The organism is Streptomyces hyaluromycini, assembly GCF_002217755.1.
GTDB classification, from domain to species: domain Bacteria; phylum Actinomycetota; class Actinomycetes; order Streptomycetales; family Streptomycetaceae; genus Streptomyces; species Streptomyces hyaluromycini.
On sequence record NZ_BCFL01000016.1, the window covers coordinates 964,070 to 982,235 of the forward strand.

Sequence of the window (18,166 nt, forward strand, 5' to 3'; positions counted from 1 at the left end):
GGCGCGGGGAACTGCGCGACCAGCCACGACGGGCCCGCAGCCGAAAACGGCGGCCAGGCACCCCTTACGGCTTAGGCAGGGTGCAACCACTCGCACTCAGGCTCAGCACGTTCCCCGTCGTGAAGCACGCCGGAATGATGTACGTCTCCTCGGCGTAGTTGATCCCCTGCCGGACCGTCACGTTCCCGTTCTCGTCCACCTCGCACGGGTTGTCGACGGTGCACGTCTCCCCGTCCTCGTTGCCCGTGTTGTTGACGGCGACGACCTGGCCCGTGCTGGTGTCGATCACCGGCGACCCCGACGTCCCGCCGATCGTGTTGCACGCGGAGGTGTAACGGACCGAGTCCTTCCAGGTCCAGTCGCCCTCCTTGAGCCGGTACACGAACCCGTCGATGTTGCAGCTGTAGATCGTCTTCCAGTAGCCGGAGACGACCTTGATGGCGCTGCCGGCGACGGGGTGGCTCGCGCTGACGGTCAGCGGGCTGATGCCGTAGGAGCTCTTGATCGCGGCGTACGTCGTGGTGGTGCGGTAGATCGTGATGTCGGTGTCGGTCATCGTCGAGTAGACGACCTGGTTGGCGCGGAGCGTGGCGACCTTGGTGCCGGCGGAGTTCAGCAGGCCGAAGGTACGGCTGGAGGACTGGCCGGTGATGACCTCGCCGGCCGCGGGGAAGCCGGTCTCCAGGCAGTGGCCGTTGGTGAGGACCAGTGCGGGGTCGCTGTCCGCGGAGTTCGGGAAGCGGATGACGGAGCCGGAGCAGTTGCTGAGCGAGACGGTGCCCGCGAAGTTGACGGTCACCGCCGCGGCCTTTGCCGTCTGCGGCGCGGCGACCGCCGGAGCCGTGCCGATCCCGGTGATGGCCAGGGAGGCGAGCGCGGCGACGAGAGGCTTGTTCATGTGGGGGTCCCCTCTATACGACGAGGTGACCGGAGATCTTCCGGCCACCCGCTTCTTTGTCATGCACATTCTCATCACAAGGGTCCACCCGGGCAAGGAGTTGTTTCAGGACCGGCGTTGGCGGATTTCCGCGCACGCCGCTCGGGCCGCGAGATCGGTGAACCCGGCGGCTTCGTCCGGGCGCGGACAAGCCCTAAGCGGGCCGGGCGAAGTCCGGTGCGGTTCGGCAGCGCCCCGAAGGGGCGCTGGGGGTACCCCCAGCCGAAGGCTGGGGGTACCCCCAGCCGAAGGCTGGGGGAGGAACTGCGCGACCAGCCACGACGGCGCCGCAGACGGCAGACGGCACATCGCGCCACTTCCGGCGGAGCGCTTAGTGGGACCTGCCGCCGCCACCCCTTCCGTGCCCCCAGCCGTGCCCCCCGCCCGAGTAGGACGCCGTCGGCGTCGTGCCGGCGGTGACGGTGGCGGTCGGCGAAGGTGTCGTGCTCGTCCCACCGGTCGCGGTGGCAGTCGCGGAGGCGCCGGGAGAGGCGCCCGCCGACGCGCCGGACCGGGCCGACGGCGACGTCGTGGCCGGTGCGGCCGACTTCGGCGAGGAGGCGACGGACTCGGTGCGCGGACTCCGCTCGGGCGCCGCCGCCGACGACTCGCCGGCCGAGTGCTTCGTACCGCCCTGCCCACCGGGTGTGCCGTCGGTGGACGAGGAGAAGGGAAGGCCCACGATCAGCGCGAGCACGGACGCGGCGCCCACCGCTCCCACCGCTCCCACCGCATACGTGCCGCGCCGGCCGCGCGCACCGCGGGCCGCCCGCCGCCGGTCGGCCCGGCCCGGTCCCGCCGCGGCGGGGGCGATCCGGGGCAGTTCGCGCGTCTCGTCGTATGCGTTGAGCCAGCCGTGCGCGGTCGCCGGGTCCCGGTACTCGTCGTACGCGGGGGCCGGTCCGCCCTCGGGTCGGTAGACGTGGGGCTCTCCGGTCTCGTCCTCGGCAGGTCTCGGCATGAACGCGGATTGTAGGGAGAGGAGAGGCCTTTGAGACAGCTACCGGCGATAACAGGCCAAATCGCCGAGCCTCGCCCCGGCCCCAGCTGTCCCCCACACGTGTCTCACGTGGTGGAAAACACGACCCGGCGGGCGTTACCGCCCCGTAAGCTCACCGACATGCAGGTGATCCAGTCGACCAAGCTCGCCAATGTCTGTTACGAGATCCGGGGTCCGGTTCTCGAGGAGGCGATGCGGCTAGAGGCGGCGGGGCACCGCATCCTCAAGCTCAACACCGGCAACCCGGCCGCCTTCGGCTTCGAGTGCCCGCCGGAGATCCTGGAGGACATCCTCCGCAACGTCTCCACGGCGCACGGCTACGGCGACGCGAAGGGGCTGCTGGCCGCCCGGCGCGCGGTCGTCATGCACAACCAGACCATCGGCATCGAGACCGACGTCGAGCACGTCTTCATCGGCAACGGGGTCTCCGAGCTGATCGTGATGGCGATGCAGGGGCTCCTGGACGACGGCGACGAGGTTCTCGTCCCGGCCCCGGACTACCCGCTGTGGACCGCGGCCGTCTCCCTCTCGGGCGGCACGGCCGTGCACTACCGCTGCGACGAGCAGTCGGACTGGATGCCCGACCTCGCCGACATCGAGCGCAAGGTCTCCGACCGCACCAAGGCGATCGTCATCATCAACCCGAACAACCCGACGGGCGCGGTGTACGACGAGGCGATGCTGCGCGGGCTGACCGACATCGCCCGCCGCCACAACCTGCTCGTCTGCTCGGACGAGATCTACGACAAGATCCTCTACGACGGCGCCACGCACACGCCGACCGCCGCCGTCGCCCCGGACCTGCTCACGCTCACCTTCAACGGCATGTCCAAGGCGTACCGGGTGGCCGGCTACCGGGTGGGCTGGATGGCCATCTCCGGGCCCCGGGCGCACGCCGACTCCTACATCGAGGGCCTGACGATCCTCGCGAACATGCGGCTGTGCGCGAACATGCCCGGCCAGCACGGCGTGGTGGCCGCGCTCAGCGGACGCCAGACGATCAACGACCTCGTGCTGCCGGGCGGGCGGCTCAAGGAGCAGGTGGATCTCGCCTACGACCTGCTCACCCAGATCCCGGGCGTGAGCTGCGTGCGCCCCAAGGGCGCGCTGTACCTCTTCCCGCGCCTCGACCCCCAGGTCTTCAAGATCAAGGACGACCGGCAGATGGTCCTGGACCTGCTGCGGCAGGAGAAGATCATGGTCGTCCAGGGCAGCGGCTTCAACTGGCCGGAGCCGGACCACTTCCGGGTGGTGACCCTGCCGACGGTGGGGGATCTGCGGGACGCGATCACGCGGATCGGGCGGTTCCTGGACGGGTACGGCCAGCCGTAGGCAGCCGACGCGCCACCGTCCGTGGACCGGGTCTACTTTAGACGAAATCTAAGCTAGGATGGCTTCCTGTCAGAGCACAGGAGGCCATCTCCCATGTACGAACCGATCCGCACCCCTTCCTCCCGCAAGGGGTCCGTCCACAGCACGATGGCCGGCACGCCCTCCGACTTCCCGCACCGGACGCGCGAGGAGGAGCTGGACATCCAGCTCGCGGGACACCTCGCGGCACTGCTGGCCGTCACCGACGAGCTGCGCGCGCTCACGCCGTCCACCGACCTCGACGCGGCCGCGACCCGGCTGGCCGAGCAGGTGGCCCGGCTGCGGGACGGACGCACACCGGTCCGCGCGTCACTGACGGCGGTCCAGGAGCCGGCCGCGCTGCACGAGCGCGCGCACGCGCTCGCCGGGCGTGCGCTGGTGGTCGCGGCGTCCCGGGCGGACACCGCGGCGGCGATCCTCGCGGCGGAACGCATGGACGCCCACGCGGCGGCCACCGCCCTCACCACGGCCGGCTGACCCCCGCCCCCCGAACGGCCCCGGTCCGCGCGCTCCCGCAGCGACGCGCGGACCGGGTTGCCCTCACTCCGCACACCGAGGTCGCCTGACGGCGCCCGGCGGAGCTCCGCGCTCCGGTTTCGTTCCGGGGCGCCCCCTTCACCCCTCGTTCACCCGTTCCACCCAGGAGTGAGGGATTCCGGGAGCACTCTCCCCTTCGTGAGACGTATCGCGGGAATCGTCCTCGCGGTGCTGCTGATCGGTGGCGTGGTGGCTGCCGTCGTCGCAGGCCGGCAAGGGGACGACAAGGGCACGGCAACGAAGACCGTGCGTGGTGTGATCGGTTCGGAGAAGTCGGACTTCTTCGCCGATCCCGATGTGGTGAAGGCCCTCGCCGCCAAGGGCTACACCGTGAAGACGGAGGCGTCGGGTTCCTGGGCCATGGACGGCCTGGACCTGAAGGGCTATGACTTCGCCTTCCCGTCCAGCTCGGCGCCCGCCGACGAGCTGGCCGAGAAGTACCACGCCCGCCAGCCCCTCCCCCGGCCCTTCTACTCGCCCCTCGTGGTGGTGGCCCACCGCAGCGCGGCCCGGGTGCTGGCCGCCAACGGCCTCGCCGTGCTCGACGGGAAGGGCAAGGGCACCCTGAAGATGGCCTCCTATCTGGACGCCGCCCGGCACGACCGGACCTGGCAGCAGCTCAAGGGGGCCAAGGCGTACGGGGAGTTGACCGGGACGCTGTACATCACCAGCACCGACCCGGAGACCTCCAACTCCGGCGCCCTGTACCTCGCCGCCGCCTCCTATGTCGCCAACGGGGGACGGGTGGTGGCGAGTACCGCCGACGTCACCAGGACGGCACCGCTGCTGCACAAGCTGGTCAGCGTGCAGGGGGCTCAACAGCCCAGCAGCGACTCGGTGTTCCGGGACTTCATCAGCGGCGCCGGCAACCCGCTGGTGTGCCTGTACGAGTCACAGGTCGTGTCGCTGCTCGCGGAACAGCACGGCTCCGACGACCTCGTCGTCCTCTACCCGGACACCACCGTCAACAGCGACCACACCGTCGTGCCGCTCGACGACGCCGGCCGGGCACTCGGCGAACTCCTCAGCACCGACCCGACCCTGCGCAGACTCGCCGTCAGGCACGGCTTCCGACCCCAGGGCGACTCCGCCGAGTTCGTCAGGGCCACAGCCGACCGCGCCGCCTACCTCAACCAGACACTGACCGGCGTCCGGCAGGCGCCCGTGCCCACCTCCGCGGTGCTGCACGAGATGGCCCGCCGGGCGCGCGGCTGACGGGGGGACCCTGTGAGCAACTTCGACAAGATGGTGCCGAGCGGCGGTGAGCCCACGCCCACGCTCAGCGGTGACGACGTCTTCACGCTGACCCCGCCGGAGGCGGTCGCGCCTGTGCCCCGGGAGAAGGCCGGCGGACTCGTGCCCGTCGACGACGGTGTCCGTACGGACATGGCGCGGAAGGCCTCCGACTACGTCCGGGACCTCGCCGCCCTGGACGCCCGGTCGCCGGAGTTCGCGAGCAAGGTCGGCGAGATCACCGGCCTCGGCGCCGGTGAGATGCGCACCGCCGCCTCGCAGTCCAACCGCATGCTGGAGCGGGCCGTCCGCAGCCTGCCGGACAAGGGCGGCGACGCCCAGGCCAAGGTGGCCGGCTCGCTGGTCGAGCTGCGCCGGGTCGTCGAGGACCTGGACCCGCGCGACCTGCCCGCGGGCAAGGGCCGCAAGTTCCTCTCCCGGCTGCCCGGCGGCAACAGGCTCCGCGACCATGTCGCCAAGTACGCCTCCGCACAGGGCACGTTGAACAAGATCGTGGGTTCGCTGCGCGGCGGCCAGGACGAACTGCGGCGGGACAACGCGGCGTTGCAGACGGAGCGGGTGCGGCTCTGGGAGACCATGGGCAAGCTCCAGGAGTACGTCGTGCTCACCCAGGCCCTGGACACCGCCGTCGAGCAGCACGTGGCCCGGATCCCGGACCCCCAGGAGGCCGACGCCGTACGGGCGGACGTGCTGTTCCCGGTCCGGCAGAAGCACCAGGACCTGCTCACCCAGCTCGCGGTGTCCGCGCAGGGCTACCTCGCGATGGACGTCGTACGGCGCAACAACGACGAGCTGATCAAGGGTGTCGAACGCGCGGCCACCACCACCGTGTCCGCCCTGCGCATCTCCGTGATGCTGGCCTCGGCGCTGGACACCCAGAAGAAGGTGATCGAGCAGGTCAACGCGTTGCGCGGGACGACCGAGGACCTGATCCGGGGCAATGCCGAGATGCTCGCGAGCCAGAGCGGGGAGATCCAGCGGATCGCCGCCGACCCGGCCGTGGGCGCCGAGACGCTGCGGGCCGCGTTCCAGCAGATCTACCGCACCCTCGACGCCATCGACACCTACAAGGTGCAGGCGACCGAGGCGATGGCGAACACCGTGCAGTCCCTGACGGACGAGCTCCAGCAGGCGAGCGCCTATCTGGAGCGCAGCCGTGCCAAGGGTGCGCTGGAGGGCGGCCTCGCATGAACAGACGCGTTCTCCCGGCCCTTCTCGCGGCGGCGGCCGTGGTCCTGGCCGGCTGCACCACCGAGGACCACGGCGACGACTCCACGGCGCCGAAGCCCGGCACTCTCCGGGTCCTCGCCTCCTCCGAACTCAGCGACATGACGGCCGTCTTCGACCGCGTCCGCAAGGACACCGGGGTCACGATCCGTCCGACCTACATGGGCACGCTGGACGCCATCGACCTGCTGGCCAAGGGGAAGGCCGACGGGAAGTACGACGCCCTGTGGCTGTCCTCCGACGACTATCTGCGGCTGCGTCCTCAGGCGGCGAAGAAGGTCGTCTCCGAGACCTCGATCATGTCCAGCCCGGTCGCGATCGGCGTCAGGCCGGCCACCGTCAAGGCGCTCGGCTGGAAGCCGGCCGACGTCACCTGGTCCCAGATCGAACAGGCCGTCGAAGCCGGGAAGCTGACGTACGGCATGACCGACCCGGCCCGTTCCAACTCCGGCTTCTCCACCCTGGTCTCGGTGGCCTCCGCGCTCTCCGGCGCCCAGTCGGCGCTCACGGACGACGACGTGCTGAAGGCGACCCCGCGGCTGCGGAAGTTCTTCAAGGGCCAGAAGCTGACCTCGGGCTCCTCCGGCTGGCTGGCCACCGCCTACCAGCGCCGCACCGACGTCGACGCCCTGCTCAACTACGAGTCCGTCCTCAAGGGCATCCCGGACCTCACCGTGATCCGCCCGAGCGACGGCGTGCTCACCGCCGACTACCCGTTCTCCTCCCTGGCCTCGACCTCCTCCGCCACCCGTGAGGACGTCCGCAGGGTGACGCAGGACCTGCGCACCACGGCCGTGCAGAAGCTCATCACGGACACCACCCGCCGCCGCCCGGTGGTGGCCTCCGTCCCGCCGGCCGCCGGCCTGGACACCACCCGGCGCCGCGAACTCCCCTTCCCCGGCACCAAGTCGGTGGCCGACGGGCTCATCTCGGCCTTCGAGAACGACCTGCGCCGCCCCTCCCGCACGATCTACGTCCTGGACACCTCGGGCTCGATGAAGGGTGACCGGCTCTCCCGGCTGAAGACGGCCCTCACCGACCTCACCAGCGACTTCCGCAACCGCGAGGAGATCACCCTGATGCCGTTCGCGTCGGGCGTGAAGAGCGTGCGCACCCACGTGGTCGACCCCAGGGACAAGCGGGCCGGTCTGGACGGCATCCGCCAGGACACCGCGGCCCTCACCGCCGACGGCAGCACCGCCATCTACACCTCGCTGGAGAAGGCGTACGACAACCTGCGCGTCGAACGGGACACCTTCACCTCGATCGTGCTGATGACGGACGGCGAGAACACCGCGGGCGCCAAGGCCGGCGACTTCGACGGCTTCTACCGCGGCCTGCCGCTCGCGCAGCGGAACATCCCGGTCTTCCCCATCCTCTTCGGCGACTCCTCGCGCGCCGAACTCCAGCACATCGCCGACCTGACCGGCGGCCGTCTCTTCGACGCCCGGCAGGGCTCGCTGGACGGCGCCTTCGAGGAGATCCGTGGCTACCAGTAAGGCCCTCGCCTACCTCGAATCCCGTAAGAACCTCACCGGTTCGGCGGGCGGCCTGCTCGGCCTGGTCCTGACGTTCACGGGCGTGGCCGGCCCGTACTGGCCGGTGGTGGTGGCGGGTCTGTACGGCGCGGGCGCGCTGATCGCCCCGCCGGAACGCCCTCCGCTGCCGGAGTTCCCGACGCCGTCGGCGCAGCTGGAGGAGGTGCGGGCCGACTTCCGCAAACTGGAGACCTACCTGGCGGAGGTCGGACTGCCGGCCCCGACCGAGGCGCGGCTCGGCGAACTGACGGACCTGCTGACCGCGTTGCTGGACCCGGGCTGGGCGGCCGAGCTGCTGGCCCAGGACCCGGAGGGCGTCCACGTCCTCTCGCGGACGGTACGGCAGGACGTCCCGGAGGCGGTCGACAGCTTCGTACGCACCCGGTGGTGGACGCGTCGGGCACCCGGCCAGGAGCCACCGGAGCGGCACCTGGAGCGCCAGCTGGCCCTCCTGAAGGAGGAGGCGGAGCGCCTGGCGGCCGACCTCAGGGACGCCGAGGCCCGGCGTCAGGAGACGCACACCCGGTATCTGGAGGACCGCAACAACTGAGGCCGGCCTCCCGCGTGCGGGAGGCCGGTGCGGGGGGTCAGGGACAGCTGATGCGGATGTCGCCCGGGTCGGTGGTGCAGGTGTCGGTGCCGGGGCCGCCGTTGGCCGTGTCGTTGCCGGAGACACCGTCGGTGGTGATCAGCCGGTCGTTGCCGGCGGAACCGTTCACGGTGTCGTTGCCGGGGCCGCCGTACAGGGTGTCGTTGGCGTTGCCCCCGTCGAGGTTGTCGTCGCCGTAGTCGCCGTAGACGGTGTCGGTGCCGTCGTTGCCGCGGAGGGTGTCGTTGCCGCCCAGGCCGCAGATCACGTCGTTGCGGAAGGTGCCGTTGAGGGTGTCGGCCCCGCTGGTGCCGATGATCGTGCAGCCCCGGGAGTTGCTGACGGCACCGGTCGCCGTGGCGGTGTTGTTGCCGGTCGCCGGGTCGGCCGGGGTGGCCGTGACCGTGGCGGTGTTGCCGATGGTGCCGGTGGCGCGGGGTTCGGCGACGACCGTGACCGTGGTGCTCGCGCCCGGGGCCAGCGTGCCGAGGGCGCAGGTGGCGCCGGTCGCGGTGGTGGTGCAGCTGCCCTGGGCGGGGGTGGCGGAGACCAGGGTCGCGCCCGCTCCGGAGAGCGTGTCGGTGAGGGTGACTCCGGTGGCGGCCGCGGTGGAGCCGGCCGCGTTGGTCACGCGGACGGTGTAGGTGGCGCGGTCGCCGATGGTGACGGACGTCGGGCCGGTCTTGGTGACGGAGAGGTCGGCACTGGGCGGGGGTGTGCTGCCGCCTCCGCCCAGGTAGCGGGCGAGCGCGAAGTCGTTGTCCGGTCCGCCCTGCCCTGCGGCGACGATCCTGCCGTCGGACTGGAGCGCCACGCCGTGGGCCGTGTCGGTGCCGCCGAAGCCCGTGGTCACCCGGCCGCCGGTGCCGAAGCCGCTGTCCAGGCTGCCGTCGGTGTTGTACCGCAGGACCGCGAAGCCGCCGGCCCCGCTGCCGGCGACGACGATCCGCCCGTCGCTCTGCAGTTTCATGTCCTGGGCGCTTCCGCCGGGGGTGACGGCCAGGCCGTTGCCGTCGAAGGTCGTGTCCAGAGTGCCGTTGGTGTTGTAGCGGGCGAGCGCGAACCCGCCGCCGCCCGCGCCGGCCGCGACGATCTTGCCGTCGGGCTGGACCGCGAGCGCCTCCGCGGTGTCGTAGTCGCCGAAGTCGGTGCGCTGGATGCCGCCGCTGCCGAACCCGGTGTCGAGGCTGCCGTCGGCGTTGTAGCGGATGAGCGAGAAGTCGAAGCGGGTCGTTCCGACCTGGCCCGCGACCACGATCCTGCCGTCGGGCTGGAGGGCCAGGGCGCGCACGTCGCCGCCCTCCTCGGGAGACGGCGAGGGATCGGTGGTCACCATGCCGTCACCGCCGAAGCTGGTGTCCAGGGTGCCGTCGGACTGGTAACGGGCCACCGCGGCCCGGCCGCCGACATAGCCCGCGGCGACGATCCTGCCGTCCGGCTGCACCGCGACGTCCGTGGCCTCTTCGGGGGTGCCGAAGTCGGTGAACACCCGGCCGTCACCGCCGCCGAAACCCGTGTCCAGCGTGCCGTCGGTGTTGTACCGGGCCACGGTGAACCAGCAGCAGTTCTCGTACCCTCGCCAACTGCCGCCCGCCACGACGATCTTGCCGTCGGGCTGGAGCGCCACGGCGTGGGCCTCGCTCCACTGGAGCTCCTCGGGCGGGATCATGTTGTTGACGGGGGTCGTGACCCTGCCGTCGCCGCCGAAGCTGGTGTCCAGGGTGCCGTCGGCGTTGTGCCGGGTCAGCGCGAAGTCGCTCTCCGGCACCGTGTCGGAGGCGGAGGAGCCGACGGAGACGATCTTGCCGTCGGACTGCACCGCCACGTCGTTGGCGGAGTCGGTGCCGCCGAGGTCGGTGAGGACCGTGCCGGCGCCGCCGAAACCGTTGTCCAGGTCGCCGGGGGCGGCGACCGCGGTGCCGGGCAGGGCCAGGAGCAGCGCCAGGAGGGTGGCTGCCACGGTTCCGGCCCGGATCGTGAGCGATCGAACACCAGGTGTGAACGATCGAACATGGGGTGTGAACATGGGCGACAGCGTTCCGGCGCCGGTCCGCGGGTCAGCTCGCCACGAGCCGTCTTGCGCTCACCGGCCGCAGGAATCCACCCGCGTGGGTGAGGCCCCGCACACAGGCGAAGGCCTGCCGTCGCCCGTGTCCGTCGGGGCGGACGGACTGGGTGACGACAGGCCCAGGAGCCGCACACGCCGTTGTGCGCGGCCTCGCCGGTTCACACCGCGGCCGGTCGTGACGATCGCTGGTCAGGGCACACCCGTACCGGCCGCGGAGTCTTCAACCCGGGAACTCAGCCCAGCCGCTCCACCAGCGCCCGGTACTCGGCCCACAGCTCCTTCGGCGTGTGCTCGCCGAAGGTGTTCAGGTGGTCGGGGACGAGTGCCGCCTCCTCCCGCCAGACCTCCTTGTCGACGGTCAGCAGGAAGTCGAGGTCGCTGTCGGCGAGGTCGAGCCCGTTGGTGTCGAGGGCGTCCCGGGTCGGCAGCACACCGATCGGCGTCTCCACACCCTCGGCCCTGCCGTCCAGCCGCTCCACGATCCACTTCAGGACGCGGGAGTTCTCGCCGAAGCCGGGCCAGACGAACTTGCCCTGGTCGTTCTTGCGGAACCAGTTGACGTAGTAGATCTTGGGCAGCTTGGACTGGTCCTTGTCCTTGGCCACGTCGATCCAGTGGGCCATGTAGTCGCCCATGTTGTAGCCGCAGAACGGCAGCATCGCGAACGGGTCGCGGCGCAGCTCGCCGACCTTGCCCTCGGCGGCGGCGGTCTTCTCGGACGCCACGTTGGCGCCCAGGAAGACGCCGTGGTTCCAGTCGAAGGACTCGGTCACCAGCGGTACGGCGGTGGCGCGGCGGCCGCCGAAGAGGATCGCCGAGATCGGCACGCCCTTCGGGTCCTCCCACTCCGGCGCGATGATCGGGCACTGCGCGGCGGGCACGGTGAAGCGGGCGTTGGGGTGGGCGGCCGGGGTGTCGGACGCCGGCGTCCAGTCGTTGCCCTTCCAGTCCGTGAGGTGGGCCGGAGTCTCCTCCGTCATGCCCTCCCACCAGATGTCGTCGTCGTCGGTGAGCGCCACGTTGGTAAAGACTGCGTTGCCCCACAGCGTCTTCATCGCGTTGGCGTTGGTGTGCTCACCGGTGCCGGGCGCGACGCCGAAGAAGCCGGCCTCGGGGTTGATGGCGTAGAGGCGGCCGTCCTCGGCGAACCGCATCCAGGCTATGTCGTCGCCGATCGTCTCGACGGTCCACCCGGAGACGGTGGGCTCCAGCATGGCGAGGTTCGTCTTGCCGCAGGCGCTCGGGAAGGCTGCGGCGACGTACTTGGACTCGCCCTGCGGCGGGGTCAGCTTGAGGATCAGCATGTGCTCGGCGAGCCAGCCCTCGTCGCGCGCCATGACGGACGCGATGCGCAGGGCGTAGCACTTCTTGCCGAGCAGGGCGTTGCCGCCGTAGCCGGAGCCGTAGGACCAGATCTCGCGCGACTCGGGGAAGTGCGAGATGTACTTGGTCTGGTTGCACGGCCAGGCCACGTCCGCCTCTCCTTCCGCGAGCGGCGCGCCGAGGGTGTGGACGGCCTTCACGAAGAAGCCGTCGGAGCCGAGTTCGTCGAGGACGGCCTGGCCCATGCGCGTCATCGTGCGCATCGAGACGGCGACGTAGGCCGAGTCCGTGATCTCCACGCCGAGGGCGGACAGCGGCGAGCCGAGGGGGCCCATGCAGAACGGGACGACGTACATCGTCCGGCCCTTCATCGAGCCGCGGAACAGGCCCTTCTCGCCGGCGAAGATCTCCCGCATCTCGGCGGGGGCCTTCCAGTGGTTGGTCGGGCCGGCGTCCTGCTCCCGCTCGGAGCAGATGAACGTGCGGTCCTCGACCCGGGCGACGTCGGTCGGGTCGGAGGCCGCGTAGTAGGAGTGAGGGCGCTTGATCGGGTCGAGCTTCTTGAAGGTGCCCTTCGCCACGAGCTCTTCGCACAGTCGCTCGTACTCGGCCTCGGATCCGTCACACCAGACCACGCTGTCCGGTTGCGTCAGTTCGGCGATCTCGTTGACCCACGAGACCAGTTCCTGATGGTGGGTGGGGATGACGGTGGGAGCCGCGTTGTCGCGCGCCACGATTGCTCCTAAATGAGGGATTTTTGATCTTGTGGCCGTTTTTCAGGCCTTGTTGCCCCGTGGGGGCTGCGACCCGGATGCTTCGTAGCCGCTCATCCGGTGCCGACCGCACTCATTTGATCCTCCGACTCGATCACCCATCTGTCCAGAGGGAGTCACAGATGAGCGACGTGAGGAAGGCCACGGTTTCTGCGCCCACCTGCGTTTCTTTGCGTCCACATTGAGTTCGCCTCAAGGTCTTTTTGCAGACCGATGCGAGCGCAACCGGGGCTCCGTGAGACGATGGCCACTCTTCGGCGGTCATCGAGCGAGACTGATCCGTAACTTACGGTTCCGTAGGTACGATGCCCCTCATGACTGCGCCCGTCCCCGACGCGCCCACGGACTCGCCGGCCGCCGGCCGTGGCCCCGCCGCGCTCTCCTCCCTGTCACAGCAGGTCAAGCCCAAGCTGCGCGGCTGGCTGCACCTGGGCATGTTCCCGGCCGTACTCGTCGCGGGCCTCGTTCTCACCGCACTCGCCGACTCGCCGCGCGGCCGCATCGCCTGCGGGATCTTCGCCCTGACGGCATGCCTGCTGTTCGGCGTGAGCGCCCTGTACCACCGGGGCAATTGGAGCCCGCGCATGGACGGCATCCTGCGCAGACTCGACCACGCCAACATCTTCCTGATCATCGCGGGCACCTACACACCCCTGACCATGCTGCTGCTGCCCGGAGCCAAGGGGCAGTGGCTGCTGTGGGGCATCTGGGGCGCGGCGGCCGCGGGCATCGCCTTCCGGGTCTTCTGGGTCGGCGCACCGCGCTGGCTGTACACGCCCTGCTACATAGCGATGGGCTGGGCGGCGGTCTTCTTCCTGCCCGACTTCATGCGCACCGGCGGTATCGCGGTCCTGGTCCTGGTGGTCGTCGGCGGCCTCCTCTACAGCGCGGGCGGCGTGATCTACGGCATCAAGCGCCCCAACCCGTCACCGCGCTACTTCGGGTTCCACGAGGTGTTCCACTCCCTCACGCTGGCCGCCTTCGTCGTCCACTACGTCGGCATCTCCCTGGTGGCCTACCAGCACGCGTAGCCCCCACCGCCGCTCCCCCGAGTGGCCACGGCTTCCGAGCCGTGGCCACTTTTTTCATGCCCTCCCCCACGGCCTCCCCCAGACCCGTCTCCATATTACGACACCAACTCGCCATTGACAGCTACTGGATTTTGAGAGCTACTCTCATTTCATGGCTACTGTCACTCACCTTGAAGAGACACATCAGAACCCCCGCCGCTGGTGGGCCCTGGGCGCCCTGGTCGCGAGCATGCTGGTGCTCGGCTTCGACACGACGATCCTCAACGTGGCGCTCCCGACGATGGCCGGGGAGCTCGGCGCCACCACCAGTCAGCAGCAGTGGATGGCGGACGCGTACGTCATCGTCTTCGCGTCGCTGATGCTCCCCGCCGGACTCCTCGGCGACCGCTTCGGCCGCCGCCGGATGCTCGTCGTGGGCCTGCTGATCTTCCTCGCGGGCTCGGTGCTGGGCTCGCTGGCCGGCGACGTGAACTGGGTGATCGCCGCCCGCGCGGCCATGGGCGTCGGCGCGGCGCTGGTGATGCCGCTCGCGATGTCCGTGCTGCCCTCGCTGTTCGGACCCGCCGAGCGCACCCGGGCCGTCGGCATCGTCTCGGCCGCCTCGGCGCTCGGCCTGCCGCTCGGCCCGATCATCGGCGGCTTCCTGCTCAACCACTTCTGGTGGGGCTCGGTCTTCCTGATCAACGTGCCGATGGCCGCCATCGGCGTCGCCGCCTGCGTCTTCCTGCTCCCCGAGACCAGCGACCCCGCCTCCCCCAAGGTCGACGCCCTCTCCACCGCGCTCACCGCGATCGGCCTCGGCGCCCTGGTCTACGCGATCATCGAGGCTCCCGACCGCGGCTGGGGCGACCCGCTGGTGCTGGCTCTGTTCGCGGTCGCCGTCGTCCTCGTCACGGCCCTGGTACTGCGCGAACGCCGGGCCGAGCGCCCGATGCTCGACATGGGGCTCCTCACCCACCGCGGCTTCCTGCTGAACACCCTCGCGGCGACCCTGGTGATGTTCGTGCTGTCCGGCCTGCTGTTCGTGCTGCCGCAGTACCTCCAGGCGGTCCTCGGCAACGACGCCTTCGGCACCGGCCTGCGGCTGCTGCCCATGATGGGCGGCCTGATCATCGCAGCGCGCGCCGCCCAGCCGGTCGTCGCCCGCTTCGGCGCCCGCGCCGTGGTCGCCGCCGGCCTGGTCGTCCTCGCCTTCGCCGCCCTGCTCGGCAGCCGCACCTCGGTGAGCGACGGCTACGGCTTCACCGCACTGTGGCTGGCCGTCGCGGGCCTCGGCTTCGGCTTCTCGGTGGTCCCCTCCATGGACGGCGCCCTCGGCGCGCTGCCCGCGGACCGGGCCGGCAGCGGCTCCGGGCTGCTGATGACCACGCGCCAGGTCGGCGGCGCGATCGGCATCGCCCTGCTCGGCAGCCTGCTGGCCAGTACCTTCCGCGACCGCCTGGACGTGACCGGCCTGCCCGCCCCGCTCGGCCACACCGCCGGTGAGTCGGTGGTCGCCGCCCACCTGGTCGCCGGGAAGACCGGCTCCGCCCACCTCGTCGCCTCCGCGAACGCCTCGTACGTCCACGGCATGGGCCTGGTCCTGATGGTGTGCGGCATCGCCGCGCTCGCCACCGCGCTGCTGGCCGCCGCGCTCCTGCCCAACACCCCGACCGGGCACCGCACCGAAGGGAACGAGTCCCCGGCCGTGGCCCCCGCCACCGCCGATGCCGGACAATGACCGGCATGACGGCACCGCACACCTCCTTCTCCCCCGCCGACAACCCCCGGCTCGGCCTGCGCGAACGCAAGAAGATCAAGACGCGCGAGGCGATCCGTACCGCGATGTACGCGCTGGTCGCGGAGCAGGGGTACGACGCGACGACGATCGAGCAGATCGCCGAGCGGGCCGAGGTGTCGCCGTCGACGGTCTACCGGTACTTCCCGACCAAGGAGGACATCGTCCTCACGGACGAGTACGACCCGCTCATCATGGCGGAGCTCCGGGCGCGGCCCGCCGACGAGCCGTGGCCGGTCTCCCTCCGCCATGTGATGCACCGGGCGATCAGGATGGGCATGAAGGAGGACCCCGTGGTCTCCCGGCTGCGCACCCGGCTGATGGTCGAGGTACCGGCGGTGCGCTCGCGGATGATGGAGAGCATGTCGAGCACCGGCCGCATGCTCCGCCAGGCCATCGGCGAGCGCACCGGCCTCGACCCGGACAGCCTGGAGGTACGGGTCTACGCGATGTCCATCGTCGGCGGCCTGCTGGAGACCTCGATGTACTGGGCGGAGCAGGAGCACGAGCCCGACTACGACGCCCTCATCGACCGTGCGCTGAACGTCATCGAGCACGGCCTGCCCCCGGAAAACCACTGAGGCCACGGCCGTCACCCGTGCCATCCTGACCAGGTGAACGCTTCCGAGATCCAGGTCGAAGTCGCTCCCGAGCTGGCCCTGTTCGTCCCGCACGCCCGCCGGGTCGGCGTCCACCCCCTCACCGTCGACGGCGTCTCGACCCTCGGCCACGTCATCGAGTCCCTGGGCGTCCCCCTGACCGAGGTGGGCACCCTGGTGGTGGACGGCCACGAGGTCCCCGTGGCCCACATCCCGGCACACGGCGAGCGGGTGACCGTACGCCCGGTCACCCGCCCCCAGCGTGTCCCCGGCGCCCCGCTCCGCTTCCTCCTCGACGTCCACCTCGGCACCCTGGCCCGCCGCCTCCGCCTGCTCGGCGTGGACACGGCGTACGAGTCGACGGACATCGGCGACCCGGCCCTCGCCGCCCGCTCGGCGGCCGAGAAGCGCGTGCTGCTGAGCCGCGACCGGGGCCTGCTGCGCCGCCGCGAACTCTGGGCCGGCGGCTACGTCTACAGCACCGGCCCCGACGACCAACTCCGCGACGTCCTCGACCGGTTCGCCCCCGACCTGCGCCCCTGGACCCGCTGCACCGCCTGCAACGGCCTGCTCAGGGAGGCGACGAAGGACGAGGTGGCGGACCAGCTGAAGGGCGGGACGCAGAAGTCGTACGACGTCTTCGCGCAGTGCGCGGAGTGCGGCCGCGCGTACTGGAAGGGCGCGCACCACCAGCAGCTGGAGGCCATCGTGGCACGCGCCCTCGCCGAGTTCGCCTGAACCTGAACCGGCGCCGGTCCGGGGTCAGTTGCGGCCCAGCGCCCGGTACTCCCAGCCGGCCGCGCGCCACTGGGCCGGGTCGAGGGCGTGCCGGCCGTCCACGACCCGGCGCCGGCTCACCACGGAGCCCATGGCCTCCGGGTCGATCTCCCGGAACTGCGTCCACTCGGTGAGCAGGACCACGACATCGGCGCCTGCGGCGGTCTGCAGCGCGTCGGTCCCGTAGTCCAGTTCGGGGTGGACGCGGCGGGCGTTGTCCATCGCCACCGGGTCGTAGACCGTCACCTGCGCGCCGGCCCGGTGCAGCGTGGCGGCGACGTCCAGCGCCGGGGCGTCCCGGATGTCGTCGGAGTTGGGTTTGAAGGCCGCCCCCAGGGCGGCCACCTTCTTCCCGGCGAGATCGCCGCCGACCAGCTCGCGGACCAGGTCCACGGTGCGGGCCCGGCGGCGCTGGTTGATCGCGTCCACCTCGCGCAGGAAGGCGACCGCCTGGGCGACGTCCAGTTCCTCGGCGCGGTGGATGAACGCCCTGATGTCCTTGGGCAGGCAGCCGCCGCCGAAGCCCAGCCCCGGCTTCAGGAACCGGCCCCCGATCCGGTCGTCGTAGGCCAGCGCCTCCGCGAGCCGGTGCACGTCGGCGCCGGTGGCCTCGCAGACCTCCGCCATGGCGTTGATGTACGAGATCTTCGTGGCCAGGAAGGAGTTGGCGGCGACCTTGACCAGTTCGGCGGTCGGCAGGTCGGCGACCACCACCGGGGTGCCCTGGGCGATGACGGGCGCGAACGCCGCGCGCAGCTGCTGCTCCGCCCACGCGGACTCGGTGCCGAACACCAGCCGGTCGGGGTGCAGGGTGTCGTCCACCGCGAAGCCCTCCCGCAGGAACTCCGGGTTCCAGGCCAGCTCCACGGCGTCCCCGGCCGGGGCGGTGCTCCGGACCAGCTCCGCGAGGCGGGCCGCGGTGCCCACCGGCACCGTCGACTTCCCGACCACCAGGGCCCGGCGGTTCAGGTGCCGGGCCAGCTCGGTCACCGCACCCTCCACGTAGCGCAGGTCCGCGGCGTAGGAACCGGGCTGCTGCGGGGTGCCCACGCAGACGAAGTGGATGTCGCCGAACTCCGCGGCCTCCGCGAGGCTGGTCGTGAAGTGCAGCCGGCCGGATTCCTGGGCCTTGACCAGGAGTTCGGGCAGCCCTGGCTCGAAGAACGGTACCTGCCCGGCTCTCAGCAGCTCGATCTTGCCGGGATCGACGTCGACGCCGAGCACCTCGTAGCCGAGCTCCGCCATGCACACGGCGTGCGTGGCGCCCAGGTAGCCGGTGCCGATGACGGTGAGACGGGGAAGACGGGGAGCGCCGGTGCTGTCGGGAAGAGTGTCCATGATGCCTCCGAGGGGATGTCCGAGCGG

General features: G+C 70.9%; 15 protein-coding genes. 10 read left to right on the forward strand and 5 right to left on the reverse strand.

Translation table 11 applies throughout. The features are described from left to right. Positions 1-64: 64 nt before the first annotated feature. Positions 65-898 carry a trypsin-like peptidase domain-containing protein gene (locus SSP29_RS04415; RefSeq protein WP_089099115.1) on the reverse strand — a complete coding sequence of 278 codons (834 nt, stop codon included), beginning with the start codon at positions 896-898 and terminating at the stop codon, positions 65-67. Positions 899-1,268: 370 nt separating this feature from the next. Then, positions 1,269-1,898 carry a hypothetical protein gene (locus SSP29_RS04420; protein ID WP_089099116.1) on the reverse strand — a complete coding sequence of 210 codons (630 nt, stop codon included), beginning with the start codon at positions 1,896-1,898 and terminating at the stop codon, positions 1,269-1,271. A gap of 159 nt (positions 1,899-2,057) precedes the next feature. Here SSP29_RS04420 and SSP29_RS04425 point away from each other — a divergent pair, with 159 nt between their 5' ends. The 6 genes from SSP29_RS04425 to SSP29_RS04450 all read left to right on the forward strand — a co-directional run bounded on the left by SSP29_RS04425 (position 2,058) and on the right by SSP29_RS04450 (position 8,414). Beyond that, a complete protein-coding gene (locus SSP29_RS04425; RefSeq protein WP_089099117.1) occupies positions 2,058-3,269 on the forward strand; it encodes a pyridoxal phosphate-dependent aminotransferase in 1,212 nt (403 codons plus the stop codon). Positions 3,270-3,362: 93 nt separating this feature from the next. Further along, complete coding sequence (locus tag SSP29_RS04430) at positions 3,363-3,785, forward strand: SCO4983 family protein (protein ID WP_089099118.1); 423 nt, start codon at positions 3,363-3,365, stop codon at positions 3,783-3,785. Positions 3,786-3,983: 198 nt separating this feature from the next. After that, a complete protein-coding gene (locus SSP29_RS04435) occupies positions 3,984-5,060 on the forward strand; it encodes a substrate-binding domain-containing protein (RefSeq protein ID WP_089099119.1) in 1,077 nt (358 codons plus the stop codon). A gap of 30 nt (positions 5,061-5,090) precedes the next feature. Then, positions 5,091-6,290 carry a toxic anion resistance protein gene (locus SSP29_RS04440; protein WP_089099800.1) on the forward strand — a complete coding sequence of 400 codons (1,200 nt, stop codon included), beginning with the start codon at positions 5,091-5,093 and terminating at the stop codon, positions 6,288-6,290. Further along, positions 6,287-7,825 carry a vWA domain-containing protein gene (locus SSP29_RS04445; protein ID WP_089099120.1) on the forward strand — a complete coding sequence of 513 codons (1,539 nt, stop codon included), beginning with the start codon at positions 6,287-6,289 and terminating at the stop codon, positions 7,823-7,825. Before SSP29_RS04440 ends, SSP29_RS04445 begins: the two co-directional genes overlap by 4 nt. Continuing rightward, on the forward strand, positions 7,812-8,414 hold the full coding sequence (locus tag SSP29_RS04450; protein WP_089099121.1) for a hypothetical protein: 603 nt from the start codon (positions 7,812-7,814) through the stop codon (positions 8,412-8,414). The genes SSP29_RS04445 and SSP29_RS04450 overlap by 14 nt, the downstream gene beginning before the upstream one ends. A gap of 37 nt (positions 8,415-8,451) precedes the next feature. On the opposite strand, the gene SSP29_RS04455 is transcribed toward SSP29_RS04450, so the two are convergent. Both SSP29_RS04455 and SSP29_RS04460 read right to left on the reverse strand, forming a co-directional pair. Next, positions 8,452-10,413 (reverse strand): calcium-binding protein, encoded by a 1,962-nt coding sequence (locus SSP29_RS04455; RefSeq protein ID WP_245883008.1) that lies wholly within the window; start codon positions 10,411-10,413, stop codon positions 8,452-8,454. A gap of 341 nt (positions 10,414-10,754) precedes the next feature. Further along, positions 10,755-12,578, reverse strand: a complete 1,824-nt coding sequence (locus SSP29_RS04460) for a phosphoenolpyruvate carboxykinase (GTP) (protein WP_089099123.1) — start codon at positions 12,576-12,578, stop codon at positions 10,755-10,757. Between the two features lie 353 nt (positions 12,579-12,931). Between SSP29_RS04460 and trhA the strand changes: the two genes are divergently transcribed. From trhA to SSP29_RS04480, 4 genes are all read left to right on the forward strand, one after another. Next, positions 12,932-13,648 (forward strand): PAQR family membrane homeostasis protein TrhA, encoded by a 717-nt coding sequence (gene trhA / locus SSP29_RS04465; protein ID WP_089099124.1) that lies wholly within the window; start codon positions 12,932-12,934, stop codon positions 13,646-13,648. 151 nt (positions 13,649-13,799) lie between these two features. Beyond that, on the forward strand, positions 13,800-15,368 hold the full coding sequence (locus SSP29_RS04470; RefSeq protein WP_089099125.1) for an MFS transporter: 1,569 nt from the start codon (positions 13,800-13,802) through the stop codon (positions 15,366-15,368). Continuing rightward, positions 15,365-16,006 (forward strand): TetR/AcrR family transcriptional regulator, encoded by a 642-nt coding sequence (locus tag SSP29_RS04475; protein ID WP_089099126.1) that lies wholly within the window; start codon positions 15,365-15,367, stop codon positions 16,004-16,006. The genes SSP29_RS04470 and SSP29_RS04475 overlap by 4 nt, the downstream gene beginning before the upstream one ends. Before the next feature lie 33 nt (positions 16,007-16,039). Then, positions 16,040-16,762: a Mut7-C RNAse domain-containing protein gene (locus SSP29_RS04480; RefSeq protein WP_089099127.1), complete on the forward strand. Its 723-nt coding sequence runs from the start codon at positions 16,040-16,042 to the stop codon at positions 16,760-16,762. 24 nt (positions 16,763-16,786) lie between these two features. Here SSP29_RS04480 and SSP29_RS04485 read toward each other — a convergent pair whose 3' ends face one another. Further along, positions 16,787-18,139: a UDP-glucose dehydrogenase family protein gene (locus SSP29_RS04485; protein WP_089099128.1), complete on the reverse strand. Its 1,353-nt coding sequence runs from the start codon at positions 18,137-18,139 to the stop codon at positions 16,787-16,789. Positions 18,140-18,166 lie beyond the last annotated feature (27 nt).

What these genes read in the sequence shown, in the direction of transcription:
- SSP29_RS04420 (WP_089099116.1), bottom strand. Translation starts at nt 1,898, where the DNA reads ATGCCGAGACCTGCCGAGGACGAGACCGGAGAGCCCCACGTCTACCGA.
- SSP29_RS04430 (WP_089099118.1), top strand. Translation starts at nt 3,363, where the DNA reads ATGTACGAACCGATCCGCACCCCTTCCTCCCGCAAGGGGTCCGTCCAC.
- SSP29_RS04445 (WP_089099120.1), top strand. Translation starts at nt 6,287, where the DNA reads ATGAACAGACGCGTTCTCCCGGCCCTTCTCGCGGCGGCGGCCGTGGTC.
- SSP29_RS04470 (WP_089099125.1), top strand. Translation starts at nt 13,800, where the DNA reads ATGGCTACTGTCACTCACCTTGAAGAGACACATCAGAACCCCCGCCGC.
- SSP29_RS04415 (WP_089099115.1), bottom strand. Translation starts at nt 898, where the DNA reads ATGAACAAGCCTCTCGTCGCCGCGCTCGCCTCCCTGGCCATCACCGGG.
- SSP29_RS04485 (WP_089099128.1), bottom strand. Translation starts at nt 18,139, where the DNA reads ATGGACACTCTTCCCGACAGCACCGGCGCTCCCCGTCTTCCCCGTCTC.
- SSP29_RS04425 (WP_089099117.1), top strand. Translation starts at nt 2,058, where the DNA reads ATGCAGGTGATCCAGTCGACCAAGCTCGCCAATGTCTGTTACGAGATC.
- SSP29_RS04440 (WP_089099800.1), top strand. Translation starts at nt 5,091, where the DNA reads ATGGTGCCGAGCGGCGGTGAGCCCACGCCCACGCTCAGCGGTGACGAC.
- SSP29_RS04475 (WP_089099126.1), top strand. Translation starts at nt 15,365, where the DNA reads ATGACCGGCATGACGGCACCGCACACCTCCTTCTCCCCCGCCGACAAC.
- trhA (WP_089099124.1), top strand. Translation starts at nt 12,932, where the DNA reads ATGACTGCGCCCGTCCCCGACGCGCCCACGGACTCGCCGGCCGCCGGC.